This is a genomic window from Arthrobacter sp. B2a2-09 (genome assembly GCF_027587375.1).
In the GTDB taxonomy this organism is placed as follows: Bacteria; Actinomycetota; Actinomycetes; order Actinomycetales; family Micrococcaceae; genus Arthrobacter.
Map to the genome: position 1 here is coordinate 43,257 of NZ_JAMXIC010000026.1, position 20,948 is coordinate 64,204.

17 protein-coding genes and 2 riboswitches are annotated in these 20,948 nt (G+C 64.8%); of the genes, 4 read left to right on the top strand and 13 right to left on the bottom strand.

What is annotated here, in order from left to right; genetic code table 11:
• Positions 1–53 precede the first annotated feature (53 nt).
• The 10 genes from NFJ07_RS21305 to NFJ07_RS21350 form a co-directional block, all read right to left on the bottom strand.
• Positions 54–3,080: an alpha-mannosidase gene (locus NFJ07_RS21305; RefSeq protein WP_269997616.1), complete on the bottom strand. Its 3,027-nt coding sequence runs from the start codon at positions 3,078–3,080 to the stop codon at positions 54–56.
• 164 nt (positions 3,081–3,244) lie between these two features.
• Positions 3,245–4,159: a formate dehydrogenase accessory sulfurtransferase FdhD gene (fdhD, locus tag NFJ07_RS21310; protein WP_269997617.1), complete on the bottom strand. Its 915-nt coding sequence runs from the start codon at positions 4,157–4,159 to the stop codon at positions 3,245–3,247.
• A 1-nt stretch (position 4,160) separates the two neighbouring features.
• The gene (locus NFJ07_RS21315; RefSeq protein ID WP_269997619.1) at positions 4,161–6,476 is read right to left on the bottom strand and encodes an FdhF/YdeP family oxidoreductase; all 2,316 of its coding nucleotides are present in this window, start codon (positions 6,474–6,476) and stop codon (positions 4,161–4,163) included.
• A gap of 62 nt (positions 6,477–6,538) precedes the next feature.
• Positions 6,539–7,864, bottom strand: a complete 1,326-nt coding sequence (locus NFJ07_RS21320) for a molybdopterin molybdotransferase MoeA (protein ID WP_269997620.1) — start codon at positions 7,862–7,864, stop codon at positions 6,539–6,541.
• Complete coding sequence (locus NFJ07_RS21325; RefSeq protein WP_269997622.1) at positions 7,861–8,148, bottom strand: DUF6457 domain-containing protein; 288 nt, start codon at positions 8,146–8,148, stop codon at positions 7,861–7,863. Before NFJ07_RS21325 ends, NFJ07_RS21320 begins: the two co-directional genes overlap by 4 nt.
• Before the next feature lie 31 nt (positions 8,149–8,179).
• A complete protein-coding gene (gene mobA / locus NFJ07_RS21330) occupies positions 8,180–8,797 on the bottom strand; it encodes a molybdenum cofactor guanylyltransferase (RefSeq protein ID WP_269997624.1) in 618 nt (205 codons plus the stop codon).
• Between the two features lie 37 nt (positions 8,798–8,834).
• Positions 8,835–9,335, bottom strand: a complete 501-nt coding sequence (locus NFJ07_RS21335; protein WP_028266173.1) for an HNH endonuclease — start codon at positions 9,333–9,335, stop codon at positions 8,835–8,837.
• 248 nt (positions 9,336–9,583) lie between these two features.
• Complete coding sequence (locus NFJ07_RS21340; RefSeq protein WP_269997627.1) at positions 9,584–10,348, bottom strand: NlpC/P60 family protein; 765 nt, start codon at positions 10,346–10,348, stop codon at positions 9,584–9,586.
• Positions 10,349–10,353: 5 nt separating this feature from the next.
• Positions 10,354–10,520, bottom strand: a riboswitch (cyclic di-AMP (ydaO/yuaA leader).
• Positions 10,521–10,665: 145 nt separating this feature from the next.
• Entirely contained in the window at positions 10,666–11,484 is an 819-nt protein-coding gene (locus tag NFJ07_RS21345) for a M23 family metallopeptidase (protein WP_269997629.1), read from the bottom strand.
• Between the two features lie 2 nt (positions 11,485–11,486).
• Positions 11,487–11,695: riboswitch (cyclic di-AMP (ydaO/yuaA leader) on the bottom strand.
• A gap of 125 nt (positions 11,696–11,820) precedes the next feature.
• Positions 11,821–12,516 carry a metal-dependent transcriptional regulator gene (locus tag NFJ07_RS21350; protein ID WP_269997631.1) on the bottom strand — a complete coding sequence of 232 codons (696 nt, stop codon included), beginning with the start codon at positions 12,514–12,516 and terminating at the stop codon, positions 11,821–11,823.
• Positions 12,517–12,877: 361 nt separating this feature from the next.
• Here NFJ07_RS21350 and serC point away from each other — a divergent pair, with 361 nt between their 5' ends.
• Positions 12,878–14,008: a phosphoserine transaminase gene (serC, locus tag NFJ07_RS21355; protein ID WP_269997633.1), complete on the top strand. Its 1,131-nt coding sequence runs from the start codon at positions 12,878–12,880 to the stop codon at positions 14,006–14,008.
• 21 nt (positions 14,009–14,029) lie between these two features.
• Here the strand turns inward: serC and NFJ07_RS21360 are convergent, their stop codons facing one another.
• The 3 genes from NFJ07_RS21360 to NFJ07_RS21370 are packed head-to-tail and all read right to left on the bottom strand — an operon-like array spanning position 14,030 to position 16,315.
• Positions 14,030–15,388: an MFS transporter gene (locus NFJ07_RS21360; RefSeq protein WP_269997635.1), complete on the bottom strand. Its 1,359-nt coding sequence runs from the start codon at positions 15,386–15,388 to the stop codon at positions 14,030–14,032.
• Between the two features lie 44 nt (positions 15,389–15,432).
• Positions 15,433–15,924 carry a DUF3027 domain-containing protein gene (locus tag NFJ07_RS21365; RefSeq protein ID WP_269997637.1) on the bottom strand — a complete coding sequence of 164 codons (492 nt, stop codon included), beginning with the start codon at positions 15,922–15,924 and terminating at the stop codon, positions 15,433–15,435.
• A gap of 7 nt (positions 15,925–15,931) precedes the next feature.
• Positions 15,932–16,315 carry a cold-shock protein gene (locus NFJ07_RS21370; RefSeq protein ID WP_078106274.1) on the bottom strand — a complete coding sequence of 128 codons (384 nt, stop codon included), beginning with the start codon at positions 16,313–16,315 and terminating at the stop codon, positions 15,932–15,934.
• 243 nt (positions 16,316–16,558) lie between these two features.
• On the opposite strand from NFJ07_RS21370, the gene NFJ07_RS21375 reads away from it, so the two are divergent.
• Genes NFJ07_RS21375 through NFJ07_RS21385 form a run of 3 tightly spaced genes read left to right on the top strand, consistent with a single transcriptional unit; the run spans position 16,559 to position 20,940 of the window.
• Positions 16,559–16,774 (top strand): hypothetical protein, encoded by a 216-nt coding sequence (locus NFJ07_RS21375; RefSeq protein ID WP_269997642.1) that lies wholly within the window; start codon positions 16,559–16,561, stop codon positions 16,772–16,774.
• A gap of 49 nt (positions 16,775–16,823) precedes the next feature.
• Positions 16,824–19,286, top strand: coding sequence for a helicase-associated domain-containing protein (locus NFJ07_RS21380; RefSeq protein WP_269997644.1), 2,463 nt, complete (start codon positions 16,824–16,826; stop codon positions 19,284–19,286).
• 10 nt (positions 19,287–19,296) lie between these two features.
• A complete protein-coding gene (locus NFJ07_RS21385) occupies positions 19,297–20,940 on the top strand; it encodes a DNA repair helicase XPB (protein WP_269997645.1) in 1,644 nt (547 codons plus the stop codon).
• Positions 20,941–20,948 lie beyond the last annotated feature (8 nt).

Sequence of the window (20,948 nt, forward strand, 5' to 3'; positions counted from 1 at the left end):
CCTCATAACGACAACAACTGCGAGTCAGTTGGGTGGGCGGGCACGCAAGAAACTCAGCGGCTGAAACGCAAGGTCACCAACTGGAACGGACGCAGGGTGAGTTCGGCGGCACCGGCTCCGGGCGTCACGCCGGGAACCTCGACGGGGCGCTCCAGGAGGTCCACGGATTGCACCATCCGGGAATCGAAGTTGGCGGTGATGAGGCCTGTTGAGCGCTCTCCCAGCGATTCGTAAAGCCGCACGATCACGTCTCCGGAGCCGTCCTCGGCAAGCTTGACGGCCTCGATCACCAACGCTTGGTTGAACACCGTGAAGAGCGGCTCCACAGGGTTCGCGCCCGCCAGCAGCCTCGGTTTGAGGTTGGTCCGGTAGCCCTCTTCCACGGCCCCGCCGATGCTGGCACCAGGCCGGATACTCAGTTCCAGGACGTGCACACCGAGGTCGGCCCGGGGGTCCGGGAACTTGGGCGCCCGCAGCAGTGACACCCGGACGTTAGTGGTGGTTCCGCCGTCGTCGCGGATGGTCCGGGTGACGTCATGCCCGTAGCTTGACGCATTGGAAATGGCCACGCCGTAACCCGGCTCTGCCACGTGGATCCAGCGGTGGGCGCAGAATTCGAACTTGGCAGCTTCCCAGGACGTGTTGGTGTGCGTAGCCCGGAATACGTGCCCGAACTGGGTCTCCGAGGCGGAACGGTCAGCACGGACATCCAGCGGGAAACCGATCTTCAGCAGTTTCTCGTGTTCCTGCCAGTCCACCGTGGTGGAAATGCCGAGGGATTCCGCGCCCGCTCCGAGGGAAATGCGCTGCGTGATGGTGGAGGAGCCCACAGTCCGCTCCACCACGACGACGGCGTCCCAGCCCGCGCTTTCCAGCGTCACCGATCGCGCGTCGACCAGGGAAACGACATTCCGGCGGTAGAACTCGTCGATGTCCCAGGCATCCCATTCGTTGGGCGTGTCCCGGTGGAGCTCAAGATGGTTTCCGAACATCCCGGGCGCAATGGCTTCGCGGCCCGTTGCGTAGTCCGAGAGGGAGGTCAGCAATCCGTTGGCGTCCAGCACCGCGCGGATGATGCCGTTGTCCAAAACATAACCGCCGGCGCGTTCTGTGACGTTGACTGGACTATCCGAGTGGACCGCCTCTGCAGCGGCGAGCGCGGGAACCCCGTTGCGCTCATGCGGGGCCGCATTGAGCAGGAACATGGTGTCTCCCTCGCCCAGAAGGGCTGACGCGGCACCCGCAATGATGCCTTCCAGCTCCCGGGCGATCGCGGCATAGTTCCGCTCCGCATCCTGGTGGACCCACGCAATGGCGCTGCCCGGCAGGATGTCGTGGAACTGCTGCAACAGGACAAGTCGCCACAATCGCTTGAGGTTCGCCGCAGGATAGGTGAACCTTCCGGCAGTCCTTACTGCCGCCGTCGAGCACCAAAGCTCGGCCTCGCGCAGCAGGTGCTCCGAGCGGCGGTTGCCCTGTTTGGTGTTGGCCTGGCTCGTGTAAGTGCCCCTGTGCAGCTCGAGGTACATCTCCCCCACCCAGACAGGGAGGTTCGGGTACTCGGCCTCGGCCTGCGTGAAGAACTCCTTCGCGGTTCCCATGCGCACCTTCGGCGAGCCTTCCAGATCCGCCGTCCGGTGGGCTGCGGCAACCATTTCGCGCGTGGGTCCGCCACCGCCGTCGCCGTAGCCGAAGGGGACCAGCGAAATGGTGCCCCGGCCGTGCTCCCGGTAGTTGCGCTGGGCATGGGCGAGTTCGCGGCCGTGGAGCTCGGAGTTGTAGGTGTCCACGGGCGGGAAGTGTGTGAAAAGGCGCGTGCCGTCGATGCCCTCCCAATTGAAGGTGTGGTGCGGCATCTTGTTGACCTGGTTCCAGGAGATCTTCTGGGTCAGGAACCAACGGGAACCAGCAGACTTGACGATCTGCGGGAGGGCCCCGGAATATCCGAAGGAGTCAGGCAGCCAGGCTTCCTGGCAGTCGACGCCGAACTCCTGCAGGAAGAAGCTCTTGCCCTCAACGAATTGGCGGGCCATCGCCTCGCCGCCGGGCATGTTGGTGTCCGATTCCACCCACATGCCGCCAACCGGCACGAATTGCCCGGCTTTCACCTTCTCCCGGATCCGGATGAAAAGCTCAGGATAGAACTCCTTCATCCAAGCCAATTGCTGCGCCGAGGAGCAGGAGAAGACGAAATCGGGGTTCTCATCCATGAGGGCGACGACGTTGGAGAACGTGCGGGCGCATTTGCGGATGGTTTCACGGACCGGCCATAGCCAAGCCGAGTCAATGTGGGCGTGGCCAGTGGCGAGAAGTTCGTGGGCCGAAGCGTAAGCGGGCCGGCTCAAGACCTCGGCGAGGGCTTCCCTGCCGGCGGCTGCGGTACCCGCAACATCGTCCGGGTCCATGACGTCCAGCATGCGCTCAAAGGCGCGGAGGATCTCATGCCGCCGCGGCAGTTCGAAGGGTAGCTCGTGCATCAGCCCGCTGAGGGTCCAGATGTCCTGGTGGAGCTCCCACACCACCTCGTTGAGTTCGGCAATGGCGATGCGTCCGAGCCGGTAGCGCGGCTCCTCTCCGGAAGTGGACTTGTCCCCCAGGGGGGTTGCCGCGAAGGTCCACCCCTGGCTGAGATCCGGATTGGCGGCGGCTTCCACGTAGAAGTCCACCGAGAGGCCGCCACCTAGAAGCTTCAGCGGGACGTGCTGGTTGCGCGGAGAGATTGCCTTGATGATCGTGCCGTCCGGCCGCCAGGCGATGCCTTCGCACTGGAATCCGGGGGCGTCGTTGCTGAACCCGAGATCGACGACGATCTCCACCGTGGTGCCATCGCCAACCCCCCAGCCCTCCGGGACCTCGCCCCGAAGCCGCAGCCACTTGGTGCTCCAGGCCTTGCCCCACGCAGCACCGTGTTCCTGGGGTTCAAAAACCTGCCGGAGTGCTTCCGAGACCGGGACCGGCTCTCCCGGGGCATCCCAACTGCTCAGTTCAAGAGGCAGTGCGCGGCCATAGATGGCGGGGGCTATCCGCTCCCGGACAAAACGTTCGAGCCGCTTCTCAGTGATCCGGCGGTCGTCGTGCAATTGAAGTCCCCTTTGGCGGTGGGCTGGGTTGATTGCTTCCTTACCGTCATGAGCAGCCTAGATCAGCAAGGTCACTGTCCGGAGGAAACGATTCCATTCGATGGATAAAATCTACGTTGTTCCGGAACAATAGCCAAGTGATTGGCAGCTATCCCTATAAGTCCCTAGTCCCCACCGGCTCCCGGCCAGGGAACCCCGGCGGTGTGGGCCCGCGCCGGAACACCCACCCGATCACTGCCGGCGTAGACGTTAAGACTGGTCCCCCGGCTGAATCCCACCAAGGTCAAACCGGTCTCCTGCGCGAGTTCCACGGCGAGGCTGGAGGGTGCGCTGACGGCGGCCAAAACCGGGATTCCTGCGAGCGCCGCCTTCTGGACCAGCTCAAAGGATGCCCTCCCCGAGACTTGCAGGACGGTGCCGCGCAGGGGCAATAATCCTTCGCGCAGCGCCCAGCCCACCACCTTGTCCACGGCGTTGTGCCTGCCCACGTCTTCCCGCAGGCACAGTAGCTCAGCGACACCGCCTGAGCCGCCGTCGTGGATTCTGAAGAGGCCGGCGGCATGCACTCCCCCGGTCTTGTCAAAGACGGCCTGTGCTTCGCGGAGACGATCAGGCAGCGAGGCCAGAACCTCCACCGGAACGCTCAGGGGGTCGCCCGCGGGGCTGAAGTGTGAGGATTTGCGCACTGCCTCGATGGAGTCGGTGCCGCAGATCCCGCACGAGCTGGAGGTGTAGACGTTGCGGCCGGTCTCCGGAAGGACGACGTCGGGCCGCAACTGCGCTTCCACCACGTTGAACGTCTGCACGCCGTTCTCGTCCTCGCCGGCGCAGAAGCGCAAGGAAATGAGCTGGGCCGGGTCCCAAATGATGCCCTCGGAGACCAGGAAGCCCGCCACGAGGTCAAAGTCGTCGCCAGGGGTCCGCATGGTTACCGAGAAAGACATGTGCCCCAGGCGCACCTCGAGCGGCTCCTCGACGGCCAGGAAGTCCTCGCGGTAGCGGACCGGGTGCTCCAGCGCCTGGACGGAGCCATCGAGGACAAACTTGTGAACCTTGCGGCGCTGGGTGACCCGTCCCATCTCAGATACCCACCGTCCCGGCAGCTTCATGCTTGACGAACCGCACCGTCATGGCCTTGTAGCCGGGCGTGTTGGATTCTCGGGCAACGAGCTCCCGGTGGACCAGGGCGTTGGCCTCCGGGAAGTACGCGGCCGCGCAACCCTTGGCCGTGGGGTAGGCAACCAGCCGGAACTTGTCCGCCCGGCGTTCCGTTCCGCCGAAAATGGAGATGACGTCCACCATGTCCCTGTCCTCGAAGCCGAGCTCGCTGAGATCGTCCTCGTGGACCAGGATGACCCGGCGGCCTTCGGAGATTCCCCGGTAGCGGTCGTCCAACCCGTAGAACGTGGTGTTGTACTGGTCGTGGCTGCGGACTGTCTGCAGGATCAGGTGGCCGGCCGGGGCCTCAAGGTATTCCAGAGGGCTCACGGTGAAGCGTGCTTTGCCGATGTCCGTGGCGAACGTGCGGGTGTCGCGTGGTGGATTGGGCAGCACGAAGCCGTTCTTGGTCCGGACCCTTGTGTTGAAGTCCTCGAAGCCCGGGATCACCCTGGCGATGTGGTCCCGGATGACGTCGTAGTCCTCGGCCATGGCACGCCAATCCACAGGGTGGCCGTCCCCGAGGACTGCCTGCGCCATGCGTGCGACGATGACGGGTTCGCTGAGCAAGTGCTCCGAGACCGGAGTCAACCGGCCCTGGGTGGAGTGGATGACGGACATGGAGTCTTCCACGGAGAGGATTTGCCGTCCGCCTGGGTGTTTGTCGTCCGTGTCCGTTCGGCCCAGCGTGGGCAGGATCAGGGAGGTCTTGCCGTGCACCACGTGGGCGCGGTTTGGCTTGGTGGAGATGTGCACCGTCAACCCGGCCCTCTTGAGCCCTTCCTCCAGCGCGACGGTGTCCGAGCCTGCCGCGGCGAAGTTGCCGCCCATGGAAACGAACACGTCCACGTCGCCCTTCTCCAGGGCGTGTTGGGTTTCCACAGAGTCGTATCCGTGTTCCCGCGGCGTCGTAAATCCAAACTCTTTGTCCAAGGCTGCCAGGAAGCCTTCGGAAGGCTTCTCCCAGATGCCCATGGTGCGGTCGCCCTGCACGTTGGAGTGGCCGCGGACGGGGCAGGCGCCGGCGCCACGCTTGCCGAAGTTGCCCTGCAGGAGCAGCAGGTTGATGATTTCCCGCAAGGTATCCACGGAGTGGGGCTGCTGGGTCAGGCCCAGCGCCCAGCAAATGATGGTGCCCTTCGACGCGGCCAGCATGCCGGCCACCTTGGTGATTTCGATCCGGCTCAGGCCCGTGGCGCGTTCCGTCTCGACCCAATCCAGGGCCGCCCGGGCCTCGGCGTAGGCCTCGAAACCGTCGGTCTGCGCCTCGATGAAGGAACGATCCACCACTGTTCCCGGCTGCCGCTTCTCCTCCTCCAGCAGGAGGTGGCCCAGCGCCTGGAACAGGGCAAGGTCGCCACCTACCTTGATCTGCAGGAATTCATCGGCGATGTCCGTGCCGCCGCCCACCACGCCGTTGAGCGACTGCGGGTCCTTGAAGTTCAGGAGCCCGGCTTCCGGCAGAGGATTGACGGCTACAACCTTGCCACCGTTGTTCTTGCAATCACGCAAGGCGGAGAGCATGCGCGGGTGGTTCGTGCCCGGGTTCTGGCCCACAACCAACACCAGTTGCGCTTCGTGGATGTCTTCCAGTGAGACAGTGCCCTTGCCGATGCCGATGGTCGGGTTGAGGGCGCTCCCGGAAGACTCGTGGCACATGTTCGAGCAGTCGGGCAGGTTGTTGGTGCCCAGGCTGCGGGCGAACAGCTGGTACATGAACGCGGTCTCGTTGGCCGTGCGCCCCGAGGTGTAAAAAACGCAGCGGTCCGGCGTGGTGGCATTTACGTGCTCGCCGATCAGGGCGAAAGCATCCGTCCAGCTGATCGGCGAATAGTGTGTGTCGCCAGGGCGGATGACGACGGGCTCGGCGATGCGCCCTTGGCTGCCCAGCCAGTATTCGGTCTTGTCCTCAAGCTCGGCCAGGGAGTGCCGGGCCCAGAACTCCGCGTCGACCACGCGCGTGGTGCTTTCCTCGGCGATTGCCTTGGCCCCGTTTTCACAGAACTCGGCTGGACTGCGTTTGCCGGTAATGGACTCCGGCCAGGCGCAGCCGGGACAGTCGAAACCGTCCCGTTGGTTGACGCGGAGCATTGACTTGACGGTCCGGCTCACGCCCGCTTGGGCCCAACCGCGTTCCAATGCCACGGTGACTGCCTTGACGCCCGCGGCGGAGCGCTTGGGTGGATGGATCTGGAGGTCATCTTCGTTGATGTCCTGCTCGGGAGCATGCCTGTTCATGTCCCCATCATTGCAAGGCCTGACTCGCTAATCCACCCGCGTCCATCCGGTACCGGAAGTTCTCACCCTGTCAGGGCGCTCCAGTCCACCGGCCCGGACGAAATCTTGCGGGCGCCCCTGGCAGGAGTCTTCTTGGCCTTGTCCTCCGGGGGCTTCGGCTGGGGAAGCGGTGGCCCCCACGGCAACGGAAAAGCGGGCACTGCCTCGCCCAGTTGCACGCCGTGCGGTGGCACCACCATGACTCCGTCCGCGCTGGCGAGCCCGCGCATCATCCCGGGCCCTGCATGCTGGGCCGGCGAGGCCAAGCCGTACACGAACCGGAAGGGAAGCAAGCGCGTGCGCCCGGGGTCGGCGTCGAGCATTGCACCGCAAGGCACCTCGCCGACCTCGGGCAGCGTGCCGTGACCCAGGCCCGCGAGGAGCGGTGCACCGATCGTGAAGAGAACCATCATGGCAGCGAGCGGATTGCCGGGGAGACCCAACACAAAGCGCCCGTCCGGCAACTCGGCCAAGACGGCAGGATGTCCCGGACGCATCGCGATTCCGTCAATCAGCAAGCGGCCTCCGAGCTCCGCGATGGCCCGCCGGAAGTGGTCCGTCCCCGAACGGCCGGTTCCCCCGGTGGTGATGACGACGTCGGCGGGTGGCGTGTCCGGCGACACCTCTCCTTCTTCAAGGCCCGAGAGCCATTCTTCGTAAGAGTCGCCCACCTTGATTTGCCCGCCGCGGATCCCGCCAAGGAGTTCGACGACGGCGCCAAGCTGGGGCCCGAAGGTATCCCTCACCCGGCCGGGGGCCGGGACACCCGCGGTCACCACTTCGGAGCCGGTGAGGAGCATTTTGACGAGGGGCTTGCCCAGGACGTCCAGTTCATCACGCCCGGCCAGGGCGGCCAAGGCGAGGTGGGCAGGGTTCAAGACGACGCCAGATTTGATCAGCAGCTCGCCGGCCCCGGCTTCTTCTCCCGCGTTGCGGATGTGTTGCCCGTTGCGCGGCTCGCCTGGCTTCGCGTTCCCGCCGAGCGCAAGGACCGGCAAGCCATCTTCGTCCGTGGTCAGGATCCCGCTCTCGCTCCGCAGCACGGCCTTGGCCCCCGGCGGTATCAGGCCGCCTGTGGCGATCGGGCTCGCCTGGTGTGGGGCCAGCCGATGGCCCGGCTCCGCGAGGATCCACGGGCCGCTGCCGTTGACAGCCCAGCCATCCATCGCCGACGACGCATAGTGCGGCAAGTCCTGCAAAGCGTGGACGTCCGAGGCCAAGGTCCTGCCGATGGCGTCCTTCAGCGCAACGGGTGCGGTGGGAATGGGCGTGGCACTATCAAAGGCAAGCTGCCGGGCTTCCGCCCACAGGTGGTCAGCGTGCGGGACATGGTCGGGAGCTTCCGTCATCCGGCGTCGGTTCCGGGGTTCGTATAGTCCTTGGCGAGCGTGCGTGCCAGGCCCATGGCGGCATCCATCGACGCGGCTTCACTAGCTTGTCCCGAACCCGCAGCAAGTCCCGCCGCGAAGCCCGCAATGAAGGTGGTCAAAGGAGCCGCCGGCCGAACCACTGAATGGGCTGCAACGCCTGCCAAGGACAGGATCTCGTTGATGTCGATCTCGACGTCTTCCAACTCATATGCTTGCAGCAGGCTCCTGCACCATTCCTCAAGCGTCTCTTCTTGGCTCTTCACGATCCGCCTCCACAGTCCGGTACAGCTTTTGTCACGGCAGGTCGCCGTCCACTCCAAGCGCCGCGGCATCGTCCCAGGTATCCACGTCATCGGTGGACCCTGCGGGGACAGGCACGGCCAGCAGATCAAGCCTAGCAAGCAGGCGGAACACCGCGGCGTTGGCCAGGCCACCCTGTTCTGCCGCAGCAAGCACTTCCCGTTGCAAAGCAGACAATCGGTAGATCCCGAGCAGCGGTTGCTTCCGGCCATCGGCGGACACGGACATGGCCCCTTCCGCTTCCTGGTGGCCGGCAAGTTCCTTGAGTAGGACCGGAACCGCGGCGGCGGCCAGGGGCATATCGCAGGCCATGACGAGTACCCAGGGCGCGTGCTTCGGGGACGAACTCTGGCCGGATTGCCCTTCGAGGGCGAGGAGTCCGGCGGCGATCGCGGCCGCCGGTCCGGCGAAGGGCGGGTCCTCCCGTGCGGTCAATGTGCCGTCCGGCAAAGTGCCGGGATCCGGCCCGACGACGACGATACTCCCGGCACCGTGCGCGGCCGCCAGGGCGCGCTGAAGGAGCGTGGCGCCGTCGTACCTCAACTGGGCTTTAGGCACGCCGCCGAGGCGGGAGGACTTGCCACCCGCCAATATCACCGCATCAAAGTCCACCCGCCCAGATTACCCGGGAAGCAGGCTCAATTCCGGTTCAGGCCGCCGATTCAGGCAGGAGGAAGGGATCCCATGCGGGCGCAGGTTTCTCAAGCTCCTTGATTTGCCAGATAGTCCCGGTGGGCGCCGCAGGAGTGAACCTCAGTTTCCAGCCCATCTCGGCCGGGGTGTGGTCACTCTTGGCGTTATTGCAGCGCAAGCACGCCGCCACCAGGTTTTCCCAGGAATCCGCGCCGCCCCTGGATTTGGGGTGGACGTGGTCAATGGTGTGGGCTGCTTTCCCGCAATAGGCGCAACGGTGACCGTCGCGGCGCAAGACGCCGCGGCGTGTAACCGCCGTGATGGTGTTGTACCTCGGCCGGATGTAGCGATTGAGCAGAATCACGGAGGGACGTCCGAGAATCTCCTGTGGCCCGACGACAGGCTCGTCGCCTTCGGCCACTACGCTCGCTTTTCCGGTGAGCACAAGGACCAGCGCCCGGCGGAAGGTTACTACCGCCAGCGGTTCATATCCAGCATTCAGAACGAGTGTGCGCATGCACGTACCTCTTCACGGCCGCACCCGTCAGGGGCGCGAGGGCCGGCTGCCCTCTGCATGTACGGGCTGTGGATCGACAACCTAAGAGTAAACACGCGGAGGCCAGATCAACGAATCCGTGGGTGCGTTCCGGGCCAGTGTCGGTCAAAGTTCATGTGCTGGACACGTAAGCGCATGCCGGTTAAAACAGAACATCCCCGCAGGCTGACCAGCGGGGATGTTCAGTGAAGCTGTGTAGCCGGAGCTATTTAGCCACCAACGCGGATGAAGACCGGGCCGGAGCCGATGTTGACGCTGTAAAGGGCAGTGGTGCCACCGTTCCAGCCGCCGTGGACTGCCATGCCGTTGCCGACATAAACGGCGATGTGGGCCATGCCCATGCCACCGTTCTGGTAGTAGACCAGGTCGCCCGGCTGCGCTTCAGCAGCGCTGACCGTACGGCCAAGGGAGAGGTAGTCTGCCGGCCAGCCGTGGAAGTGGATACCAACAGCAGCCAGGGAGTTCGAAGCCAGGGCGGTGCAGTCCTGGGCAACGCCAAGCTGTGCGTAAGCTGCGGCGGCAATTGCGGCGCCCTGGCCGCTGGCAACCTTCGTGGCCGGTGAAACAGCAGCGGTGACGGAAAGCGTTGAGACGCCGGTAGCGGCACCCGTTGCAGCCTGCGGAGCGGCAGCAGCTTCCTGAGTGGCAACCGGAGCTGCGGCAACCGGAGCAGCTTCGGTGGAGACCGCCGGGCGCTCGTACTTGATGGCGACGGAGGAGTCGGCCGCAATGCTGGCTTGGGCGATGGACTGGACTTCCAGGGTGGAGGTCGCAGTGGACTCGCGGGGGACGTTGGTTTCTGCAGCGTTGGCTGCGATACCGCTGGTGAGCACTAGTCCGGAAGCAGCGGCGATAACTGCTGCCTGACGGCCTACGCCACCGGCGTTGCTGCCGACAGTCTTAGCGATAACGGCAAGCGAGTTGGTCTTGGTGACCGCGGCGCGGTGGCGCGCAAGAGTAGAGCGTGAAGACACGTTAAGAGGCCTCTCCCTATGCCCGCGAGGTAAGCTGTCGGATTCGGATGGGAGTCATCCGGCCACACTTCTCCCTCTCGGAAGTTGTGCGACTTAACCCCAAGGCCATCGGTGAAGATGACCAAAAGTGGGTCCCCCGCCTCTGCCAGACGATGTTTTGCGAACGGAACCTCGGGCAGTGGCAGAGCTAGGCAATCCACCCGAGTGCATCAACTCTCTAAAAGTTGATGCGAGTTAGACGGTACATGAGTTTTGGCCGAATGTCACATTCAGATCACGGAGCGTGACAAGCATGCGAGAGACGTCCATCGGATTGGCTACAGCCAGCCCAGGGGGTCAACGACGTCGCCGTTGACCATGACTTCAAAATGGAGGTGGCAGCCGGTGGAGGCGCCCGTGGTGCCGCTCAATGCGATGACATCGCCGCGGCTGACCGTTTGGCCCACCTGGACGTTGAACGAAGACAAATGGTTGTACGTGGTTTCCAGGCCATTGCCGTGGTCCACCACAATGCGGTTTCCGCCGCCATACGGATGCCAGCCAGCGAAGGTCACCTTGCCGGCCGCAGCCGCATGGACCTGGGTGCCGCACTGGGCCACGAAGTCCTGGCCTCGGTGGAACTCTCCCAAACCGCCCGTAATGGGGTTCACACGGTAGCCGAACGGCGAGGCCGTGGTCAGGGTGTCCAGCGGCGCCCCCAGGGTGCCCTTGGAGGACGAAGTCTTGATGGTTCCGACGGATTGTGCACTCAAGAGCTGCTTGAGCTTACTGTCCGGATCTGCCGTGGTGGATACCGCAGCGCGGCTGAAGTCGATCGTGGCACTTGCCGCGGCTGGAATCTCAGGCTGCGTGCCCACGGCCGACGCGGCCTGGTTTGAATCGGCCGTGGCCGTCATAGCGCCGGTGCCCGGCATGGCCACCGTCAGGATGAGGCCTGTAGCAGCAAGGGCTACTCCGGCCTTCTGTCCCACTCCGCTCGCAGCGGCGAACTCGGCCATCTGCCGCAAAGGACCCTTGCGGCGGCGGACTTCGCGATGGGGATCGCGGGGCCGGCCGTGCGCGACGGCGCTTGTGCTCCGCAGCTCAGCAGTAGGACCGGACGCGCGTCTGCGGCCCCTGGTGTTCTGCGTGGTCAAGGTTTTCCTCTCTGGCAAGCCTGCGAAGTTAGCTGTCGGATTCGGGTCAGAGAGATCATGGACCCGGTCCGCGCGAAGGGCACGAAGCACAGGGATACCCGGAGGGGCCCTGCGCTGTTTGCACTTCCGCTACGGACTTCACCCCAAGGCCGTCTTTCGACAGCCGATGGTGGTTCCCCCGCTTCTGCCAGTGAATGGACTAATCCACCTGATCCACTGGCAGAACTCGGCTTCGGATCAGGTAACGCTTTGGTATCGGCGCCAGTAGTCAACTATAGGGGATTAACCCCCGCAGTAATAATTTCGTTATCTTTGCCAGCTGCCTTGCCGGGAAGGCTAGGCGACCGTGACAAACACGTGCGACGCAACCTCAGGCGGCAGCTCCAGCGCGCCATCAATATTGGGTACGCGAACGGAGATGTACTCCCCCACTCGTTCCAGGGAAACCCTGGCGCCGGGCCGGATTCCGCCCTCGTCCAGCTGCACCAGCAGTTCCGGTTCCACCTGGATCGGTTCGGCCAGCCGACTGACGGTGACGCGGTTTTCCGGTGAGTATTCGTTCATCGCTTCAAGAAGGTTGACCACACCATCCGTAAACGCGTGGGACGCGGCTCCGCCCAGTGCTTCGAGTCCGGGAATGGGGTTGCCGTAGGGCGATTCCGTGGGGTGGTCCAGGAGCTCGTAGAGCCTCCGTTCCACGCGCTCACTCATGACATGCTCCCAGCGGCACGCTTCATCGTGGACGTAGGCCCAGTCCAGTCCGATGACATCGGCCAGGAGCCGTTCGGCGAGCCGGTGCTTGCGCATGACCTCGGTGGCGCGTTTCCGGCCCGTTTCCGTCAGCTCAAGGTGCCGGTCGTTGGACACAATCACCAGGCCGTCGCGCTCCATCCGTCCGATCGTCTGGGAAACGGTTGGGCCGGAGTGCCGCAGGCGCTCGGCGATGCGTGCGCGAAGAGCCACGATGTTCTCTTCTTCAAGCTCCAAAATGGTCCGAAGATACATCTCAGTGGTATCGATCAGATCCGTCATCCAGCTCAGCTCCTCGAGCGCAGTATCTTGCGTATTTTCCACCGTACCGCAGCCGACTCAGTGGTCGCCCAAGTGGCCGAACCGCCGGTCGCCCCAGGCCGGGCGCCAGCTCCAAGCTTAGCCTATTTTGAATTACTCCGGATAATTCGGGGGCCGCCCTAGTGCCCCGCCCTGCACCCGGTCCGTCGCCCCGTCTGGCTCCGGCCTGACGCCCGGTGGAACAAGTGCTTCCACGTGGCGGACTATGACACCTTCAGTTCTGCCCCCGGCTGCGGAGTCAGGCAGAATTGGGAAGTCGAAGGGGGCAGCTTGCCACCTGCCACGACCCATCTAGGCCGCTACTTCACCATTGGAGCATCCCGTGAGCGACAACAGCATCACCATCCCCACCGATTTGCTGCCCAAGGACGGCCGCTTCGGCGCCGGGCCTTCCAAGGTCCGCCCTGAGCAGATCGAGGCCCTGTCCGCCGCCTCGACAACGATCCTCGGCACCTCCCACCGCCAGGCACCGGTCAAGAACCTGGTGGGCTCCGTCCGCGAGGGACTTAGCCAGTTCTTCCGTGCACCCGAGGGCTACGAGGTGATTCTCGGCGTCGGAGGCTCCACCGCGTTCTGGGATGTCGCCAGCTTCGGCCTGGTGGAGAAGAAGGCCCAGCACCTCTCCTTCGGTGAGTTCGGCTCCAAGTTCGCTTCGGCCACCAACAAGGCACCGTTCCTGGAAGCTTCGTCCATCATCAAGTCCGAGCCTGGCACCCGGCCGGTTTCCCAAGCCGAGGCAGGCGTGGACGTGTACGCATGGCCGCAGAACGAAACCTCGACGGGTGTGGCCGCTCCGGTCAAGCGCGTTCAAGGCGGCGACGAGGGTTCACTTGTCTTGGTGGATGCGACGTCCGCAGCCGGCGGCCTGGATGTTGATGTTGCCGAGGCTGACGTCTACTACTTCGCCCCGCAAAAGAACTTTGCCTCCGACGGCGGCCTGTGGCTCGGCCTCTTCTCCCCCGCCGCCCTGGAGCGCGCCGCCCGCATCAAGGCAAGCGGCCGCTGGATTCCCGATTTCCTGGACCTGCAGACGGCTATCGACAACTCGAAGCTCAACCAGACCTACAACACGCCGTCCCTGTCCACCTTGGTGACCTTGGATGCCCAGGTCCAGTGGCTCAACAAGAATGGTGGCCTGGACTTCGCTTCCGCACGCACCGCGGACTCCGCCAGCCGCATCTACAACTGGGCCGAGGCTTCCGAGTACGCCACCCCGTTCGTGGCGAAGGCGGAGGACCGCTCCAATGTCATCGCCACGATCGATTTCGATGATTCGATCGACGCCGCGGCCATCGCCAAGGTGCTCCGCGCCAACGGGATCGTGGACACGGAGCCGTACCGCAAGCTGGGCCGCAACCAGCTGCGCATCGCTACCTTCGTTGCCATCGAGCCGGACGACGTCTCGGCATTGCTCGCCAGCATCGACTTCGTGGTGGGCGAACTGAAGAAGTAAGGGCCTGCCGCGTTTTCGCGGTCAGGACTGGTCGGCGTCGTCCGGGAGAGGATCCCGGGCGGCGCCAGCCCTTTTAACAGCGTTCCTATTAAGAGTGCCGGCGCCCATCACACCACCGTCGCCTTGGGACTCAATGCGGAGGAACCGTAGCCCCTTGGCGCTGCGATCGAAACGGAGCCGCAGCTGGCGCGCGCGGATGATCCACACAATGCCGACGACGGCGGTGCTGGCGCCGGCGGCCGCGGCCACGCCAACGGCCCAGCGCGGCCCGGCCACGTTGGACACCCAGCCGACGAATGGCGCACCGATGGGCGTTCCACCCATGAAGATGGCCATGTAGAGTGCCATGACCCTGCCGCGCATGACTGGTTCCGTGGTGGATTGTACGTAGCCGTTGGCGCTCGTGATCATGGTCAGGGCAAACAGGCCGCAGGGAATCAGTGCCAAGGCAAACATGGTGTAATTCGGCGCCAGGGCGGCCAGTCCGCTCGCGAGGCCGAACCCGCCCGCAGCGGCGAAGATAAGCCGCATCCGTGGCCGGCCGCGCCGGGCGGCCAGCAACGCTCCTGCGACGGAGCCGATCGCCATGACTGAGTTGAGGAGCCCGAATGCGCCCGCGTCCATGCCGAACTCCGTGCCGACCATGGCCGCAATGAAGAGGACGAAGTTCAGGCCGAATGTTCCCATGATGAAGATCGCGACGAGGACAACCACAATGTCCGGGCGATTGCGGACATAGCGAAGCCCTTCGCGGATGCGGCCTTTGCCTGCGGCCGCCCTTGGCTGGACGCGCAAGGAGGAGAGAGGAATAGCCCGGATCGCGCCAAGCATTGCGAGGAAGGTCAGGGTATTGATCATGAATACCCAGCCCGGCCCCACGGCCACGGTCAACACGCCGGCCACGGCGGGACCGATCATGCGGGCAACGTTGAAGGATGCGCTGTTCAGCGCAACGGCGTTGGAGAGATAGTCGTCCTTGACCAGTTCCGATACGAACGTCTGGCGAACGGGGGCGTCTAGCGCGGAGACGACGCCAAGCAACAGCGCGAACACATAGACATGCCACAACTGCCCTGCACCGCTCAGGACCAGGAGTCCCAAGCCAGTGCTCAGGAGGGCCATCGCCGATTGCGTTATGACCAGGATCCTGCGCCGGCTGTAGCGGTCGGCAAGCAGTCCGGCCCACGGTGCCAGGAAAAGCTGCGGGCCCAGTTGGAGGGCCAAGGTCACGCCCATGGCGCCGGCATCGTGGTTGCTCAGATGGGCGAAGACCAGCCAGTCCTGGGCGGTCCGCTGCATCCACGTGCCGACGTTGGAAATGAGGGCACCGATGAACCAAATGCGGTAGTTAAGGACACCCAGCGATTTGAAGGTGGACATCAGTTTCCACCTTCAGGGAATTCACTCGCTGGGTCTGCCAAGGGCTAGTCAGCCTCTATTTCGTCGGCGTCGTCGTTCTCTTGTTCGTCGCCGGAGGCGGCGATGTCCTCACCGGAGGGGTCGCCGTCGTCGTCCGCGTCAACGGGGCCGTCAGCCTCCTCTGCCAGCTCTTCGGCGGCGGCCGCCTCGTCCTCCGGACGGACGCGCTTTGCCCAAGGCACCCATTCAGGAGCGAGGATGGAATCCTCGGACGGCAGCAGGCCAAGCTCGCTGACCGTGACCACTTTGGAGCGCGAGTTGCGGGTCACCACCGCGTACCACTGCCAACCGCCGTAGCCGGCCAGCCGCGATTCGAATAGGTGCGTGACTACGCGTTCGCCTTCGGAGCGCGCGGCAATATGCGGTCCGATTTCACCCGGTTTGGCAATGGTCGCCACCGCGTTCCGGGCGACGTCGACGGCGGCCGCAAGGAAGGCGTCCGGCTTGCCGACGCGCCACACAGGAATGCCGGTGCGGGGTTTCGCCGTTGATGTCATGGCAGGTTTAGGCTTCCAGCTCGTCGGCAACCTTGCGCAGGGCTGCGGCGATGGCCTTGCCCTTGGCACCTTCAGGGTATTTCCCGGCGGACAACGTGCCGGAGAGGTTGTCCAGGACGGATACGAGATCCTGGACTACCGGGGCGAGCTCGCGGGCGTTCATGCGCTTGGCTTTGGCGATGGAGGGCAACTTGTCCAGCACGCGGAGGCCCAGCGCCTGGGCACCCCGGCGACCATCGGCGACGCCGAACTCAACCCGGGTGCCTGCCTTGAGATCCGCTACGCCTTCGGGCAGTGCGGATTTGGGCAGGAACACTTCCTGGCCGTCCTCTGCTGCGAGGAATCCAAAGCCTTTGTCCTTGTCATACCACTTGACCTTGCCGGTGGGCACGTAATCAACCTTCTTCGTTCTTACTTGCGAGACACAGCCGGCGCGCCGCCGCATCCGCAGGATACTGCGGGAATAGGGGTAACTGCCTGGACTGTGTTGGTCTATTGCTTCAAGGTTATCCTGCCCGGCCACGGATTCGCGCTTTGAGACCCCGCAGGCAGGTCCCGCCGCCATTTGTTCGCAACCAGACTGCACCCTGGCGTGGAACAGGGGAACCGGCCCGGGACTGTTAGCGTTGCTTGCATGATTCCCCACGACTTCCGCCGCCCGCTCACGATCGTTGCCGCCGTCGTCGCAGTGCTGTCCCTGGCGGCGGTAGCCACTGTCATGGCAGTCGCTTTTTCCAACGGCGTGGCGCCGGTCTGGATCACATCCACCGCCCTGTATGGGCTGCCGCTCGCCTTCATTTTGATGGCGACATTGGTGATTGACTCCGTGTGGGCACGGCGCCGCCAATGAGCGGCCGGAAAGCCCGACAGCGGGCCCGGCTGGCGGTAACGTTGAACTGATGTCCCTTATTCGCGCGCTCAGCAAGGAACTGGAAGCGCGCAGCGATGATTCGCTGCGGGCCCTGTTTGCCGCGCGGCCGGACCTTATCTCGCCCGTAGCCCCGGACTTCGCGGCTCTCGCGGCGCGGGCAAGTGCCCGGGTCAGCGTGCAGCGCGCCCTTGAACGGCTCAACAAACCGGAGATGCAGGTACTGGAGACACTCCACCTGTGCACCAACGCGGACACTGGCCACAGCGCCTCCGCGGCGGGACTGAAGAAGTGCATCAACGGCGCCACCCTTGCCGCGCTCGAGCCGATCCTGAACAAGCTCCAGGAACTGGCCCTCATCCACCGGTCCGATCCGCCGGCCACGGTGCACAATCCGGGCAGGCAGCGTTTCTATTTGCCGGTGGGCAGCCTCAAGGACGTCATCGGCATCTACCCGGCCGGTTTGGGCCGCAGCTACACCGAGTTGGTGCGGCTGCAACCGGCCTTCGCGCAGCGCGTGGTGCATCTCGTTGCCGAACTCCATCAGAGCGGCGCCAATGTCCTGGCCGCCACCACCCCCATGGACGCGGCGCTGGCCCTGCAGCGTTGGACGTCGACGCCGGAGAACCTTCAGCACATCCTCTCCGAGGCGCCTGTACGGACGCGTCCGCTTTTGAACAAGTTTGGCAGCTGGGCCATGGGTGCCGTTCCCCAGGCCCAGCGCAAGGCCTCCGTGCTCCATGAAGGCCGCGACGTCGGTCCCGTGGATTGGCTCTTGGCCCGCGGTTTGCTCGTCCCCTTGGACGCCGGCCATGTTGAGCTCCCGCACAGCGTCGGTTTGTCCCTGCGCGGCGGCGCGATCGTGGACCACTTCACGTTGAAGCCTCCCGTGCCGGAGCTAGGCCAGACGAGTGCCGCCTTGCGCCGGAATGCCGCCATGGGTGCCATCGCCGAAGCACTCCGGCTGGTAGGCGAACTCCTGTATGCGGTCCGCGAGCAGCCGGTGGTTACCTTGCGCAGCGGAGGGGTGGGCGTGCGTGAGCTCAAACGCCTGGCCGACAGCCTCCGCCTGGGATTTTCCGAGACCGCCTTGATCCTCGAGCTCAGTGCCCTGTCCGGATTGCTGCGCCTCGATGTGGACAGTTCCACCTGGGTACAACCGCCATCAGTGGAATGGCTTACGCTCCCCCGCCAGGAACAGTGGCTCTGGCTGGTCAACGCCTGGCTCGCCAGCGAGCGCGCTCCCTCCCTCGTGGGACAAACCCTCCCCGGGCCCGCCACGACTTCACCGCGATCCGGCTCTCCGGCAAGTTCCATCAATGCCCTGTCCGCCGAGGCCCAACGCCCTGACGCCCCGCTGGTCCGCAAACGGATCCTGGAGATCCTCGAAGAGCTCACCCTCGAGGTAGAAGCACCGGACGGCAAGGCTCCAGTGCTCAACGCCGAAGCCGTCATGGAACGCGCGGAATGGGCCCAGCCCCGGATGTCGCGGCGGTTCAGCTCCCTCGTCCGCGGCATCCTGCACGAAGCGGAACTCCTGGGGCTCATGGGCTCCGGCGCCCTGACCCAGCTTGGCTCCGCGATCGCCACCGAACAGCCCGAGCTAGCCCTGAGCATCCTCGGCGAACACCTGCCCGCCGCTGTCAACCATGTCCTGCTCCAAGCAGACCTGACCGCGGTCGCCCCTGGGTACCTGGCCCCTGAACTGAGCGAAAAACTGCTCTTGATCGCCGACGCCGAAGGCCAGGGTCCGGCTACGATCTTCCGCTTCTCCGGAGATTCGATCCGGCGCGCGTTGGACGCCGGCCAGGACGCGGAAACCATCCTCGCGTTCCTGCGCACCCATTCGGCCACTGACGTTCCGCAGCCGCTCCGGTACCTGATCAAGGACATCGCCTCGCGGCACGGCCGGCTACGCGTCGCTAGCAGCCCCAGTTTCATCCAAAGCGACGACGAGGCAGCCATCGCCGAACTCGTCCGGGAGCCGGGCGCCGCTAGCCTGGGACTTGTCCGGATAGCCCCCACAGTACTGACCTCCACGGCGAGTCCTCGGGAGACCGCGAGGGTGCTGCGCGAGCTGGGACTCTCGCCTGCCGTGCAGGAGGCGGAGACCGCCGTCGTGCGCTATAAGAGGACGACGGCGGTGGCCGGCAGCGTCCGCCCCGTTTACACGGCGCCCCGCACTGCACCGCCGGACGACGACGTCGACGCCCAGCTTGCCGTGCTGAGGCACCATCGTGCGGTCCACGGCGAGGTGACCGGCGAGGCGGCAACGCAACTGGGACTCGAAACCTTGCAGCGGGCCATCCGACTGAAGCAAGCAGTCACCATGAACGTGGTTGATGGCTTGGGGAATTCCAACACCGAAACCGTTGTTCCGGTATCGGTGTCCGGCGGGCGCGTCAGGGTTTTCGACGCCGCGAGGGACACCGAAAGAGTCTTGTCCATCCATCGCATAATCGATGTGGAACCTGCGGGCGATCCGCGCAAGTGAGGAAGCAATAGTGAGCGACGGTCCGCTGATCGTACAGAGCGACAAAACCATCCTGCTGGAAGTCGACCACGAGCTCGCCACCGAGGCCCGGCATGCGATTGCGGCGTTCGCCGAGCTGGAGCGCGCCCCCGAACACGTCCACAGCTACCGGCTCACCCCTTTGGGCTTATGGAATGCGCGCGCCGCAGGACTGGACGCCGAAAAAGTCCTCGACACGCTCCTGCGCTACTCCCGTTTCCCGGTGCCGCACTCGTTGTTGATCGACATCGAAGAGACGATGTCCCGCTACGGCCGGTTGCGCCTGGAAAAGGACCCGCAGCACGGATTGGTCATGCGCACCACTGACTACCCCGTACTCGAAGAGGTCATCCGCGCCAAGAAAATCGCACCGTTGCTGGGGCCGAGGATCGACGGTGAAACCGTAGTGGTGCATTCCTCCCAGCGGGGACAGCTCAAGCAATTGTTGCTCAAGCTCGGATGGCCGGCCGAGGACCTCGCGGGCTACGTGGACGGCACTCGGCACCTGATCGCCTTGAACGAGGACGGTTGGCACTTGCGGCCCTACCAGAAGCTGGCCACGGAGAACTTCTGGGCGGGCGGCAGCGGCGTCGTGGTGCTGCCCTGTGGTGCGGGCAAGACCTTGGTGGGGGCTGCAGCCATGGCTACCAGCTCCACCACCACGCTGATCCTGGTCACCAACACGGTCGCGGCCCGGCAATGGAAGGACGAGCTCCTCAAGCGGACGTCGCTGACGGAGCAGGAGATCGGCGAGTATTCGGGCGCGGTCAAGGAAGTCCGGCCCGTCACGATCGCCACCTACCAGGTACTGACCACCAAACGCGGAGGCCTTTACCCGCACCTGGAACTCGTGGACGGGCACGACTGGGGACTCATCATCTACGACGAGGTCCATCTCCTGCCGGCTCCGATCTTCCGGATGACCGCGGACCTGCAAGCCCGGCGGCGCCTGGGACTGACGGCGACGCTTGTGCGTGAGGATGGTCGCGAGGGTGAGGTCTTCAGCCTGATCGGCCCCAAGCGTTACGACGCACCGTGGAAAGACATCGAAGCCCAGGGCTACATTGCGCCGGCGGACTGCGTGGAGGTCCGGGTGGACCTGCCCCGGGACGAGCGCGTGGCCTACGCGATGGCGGAGGATGCGGACAAGTATCGGCTCTGCGCGACGTCGGAAACCAAGACCCACTTGGTGGAGCAGCTCGTGGCCCTGCACCAAGGCGAGCAGCTACTGGTGATAGGCCAGTACATCGACCAATTGGATGAGATCGGCGAGCGCTTGGACGCTCCCGTGATCAAGGGCGATACAACAGTCAAGGTGCGGCAGAAGCTGTTCGATGCCTTCCGCGCCGGTGACATCAAGACCCTCGTGGTGTCCAAAGTGGCCAATTTCTCGATCGACCTTCCCGAGGCCTCCGTGGCGATCCAGGTATCGGGGTCCTTCGGTTCCCGCCAGGAAGAGGCTCAACGCTTGGGGCGCTTGCTTCGCCCCAAGCAGGACGGCCGTGCGGCACGCTTCTACTCCTTGGTGGCCAGGGACACCCTCGACCAGGACTTCGCCGCCAAACGGCAGCGCTTCCTCGCCGAACAGGGCTACGCCTACCGGATCATGGACGCCAAGGACGTACCCGCCGGGTAGTGCTGGGC

What these genes read in the sequence shown, in the direction of transcription:
- NFJ07_RS21335 (WP_028266173.1), bottom strand. Translation starts at nt 9,335, where the DNA reads ATGCGCACACTCGTTCTGAATGCTGGATATGAACCGCTGGCGGTAGTA.
- NFJ07_RS21365 (WP_269997637.1), bottom strand. Translation starts at nt 15,924, where the DNA reads ATGACATCAACGGCGAAACCCCGCACCGGCATTCCTGTGTGGCGCGTC.
- NFJ07_RS21350 (WP_269997631.1), bottom strand. Translation starts at nt 12,516, where the DNA reads ATGACGGATCTGATCGATACCACTGAGATGTATCTTCGGACCATTTTG.
- NFJ07_RS21380 (WP_269997644.1), top strand. Translation starts at nt 16,824, where the DNA reads ATGTCCCTTATTCGCGCGCTCAGCAAGGAACTGGAAGCGCGCAGCGAT.
- NFJ07_RS21315 (WP_269997619.1), bottom strand. Translation starts at nt 6,476, where the DNA reads ATGAACAGGCATGCTCCCGAGCAGGACATCAACGAAGATGACCTCCAG.
- NFJ07_RS21360 (WP_269997635.1), bottom strand. Translation starts at nt 15,388, where the DNA reads ATGTCCACCTTCAAATCGCTGGGTGTCCTTAACTACCGCATTTGGTTC.
- NFJ07_RS21320 (WP_269997620.1), bottom strand. Translation starts at nt 7,864, where the DNA reads ATGACGGAAGCTCCCGACCATGTCCCGCACGCTGACCACCTGTGGGCG.
- NFJ07_RS21375 (WP_269997642.1), top strand. Translation starts at nt 16,559, where the DNA reads ATGATTCCCCACGACTTCCGCCGCCCGCTCACGATCGTTGCCGCCGTC.
- fdhD (WP_269997617.1), bottom strand. Translation starts at nt 4,159, where the DNA reads ATGGGACGGGTCACCCAGCGCCGCAAGGTTCACAAGTTTGTCCTCGAT.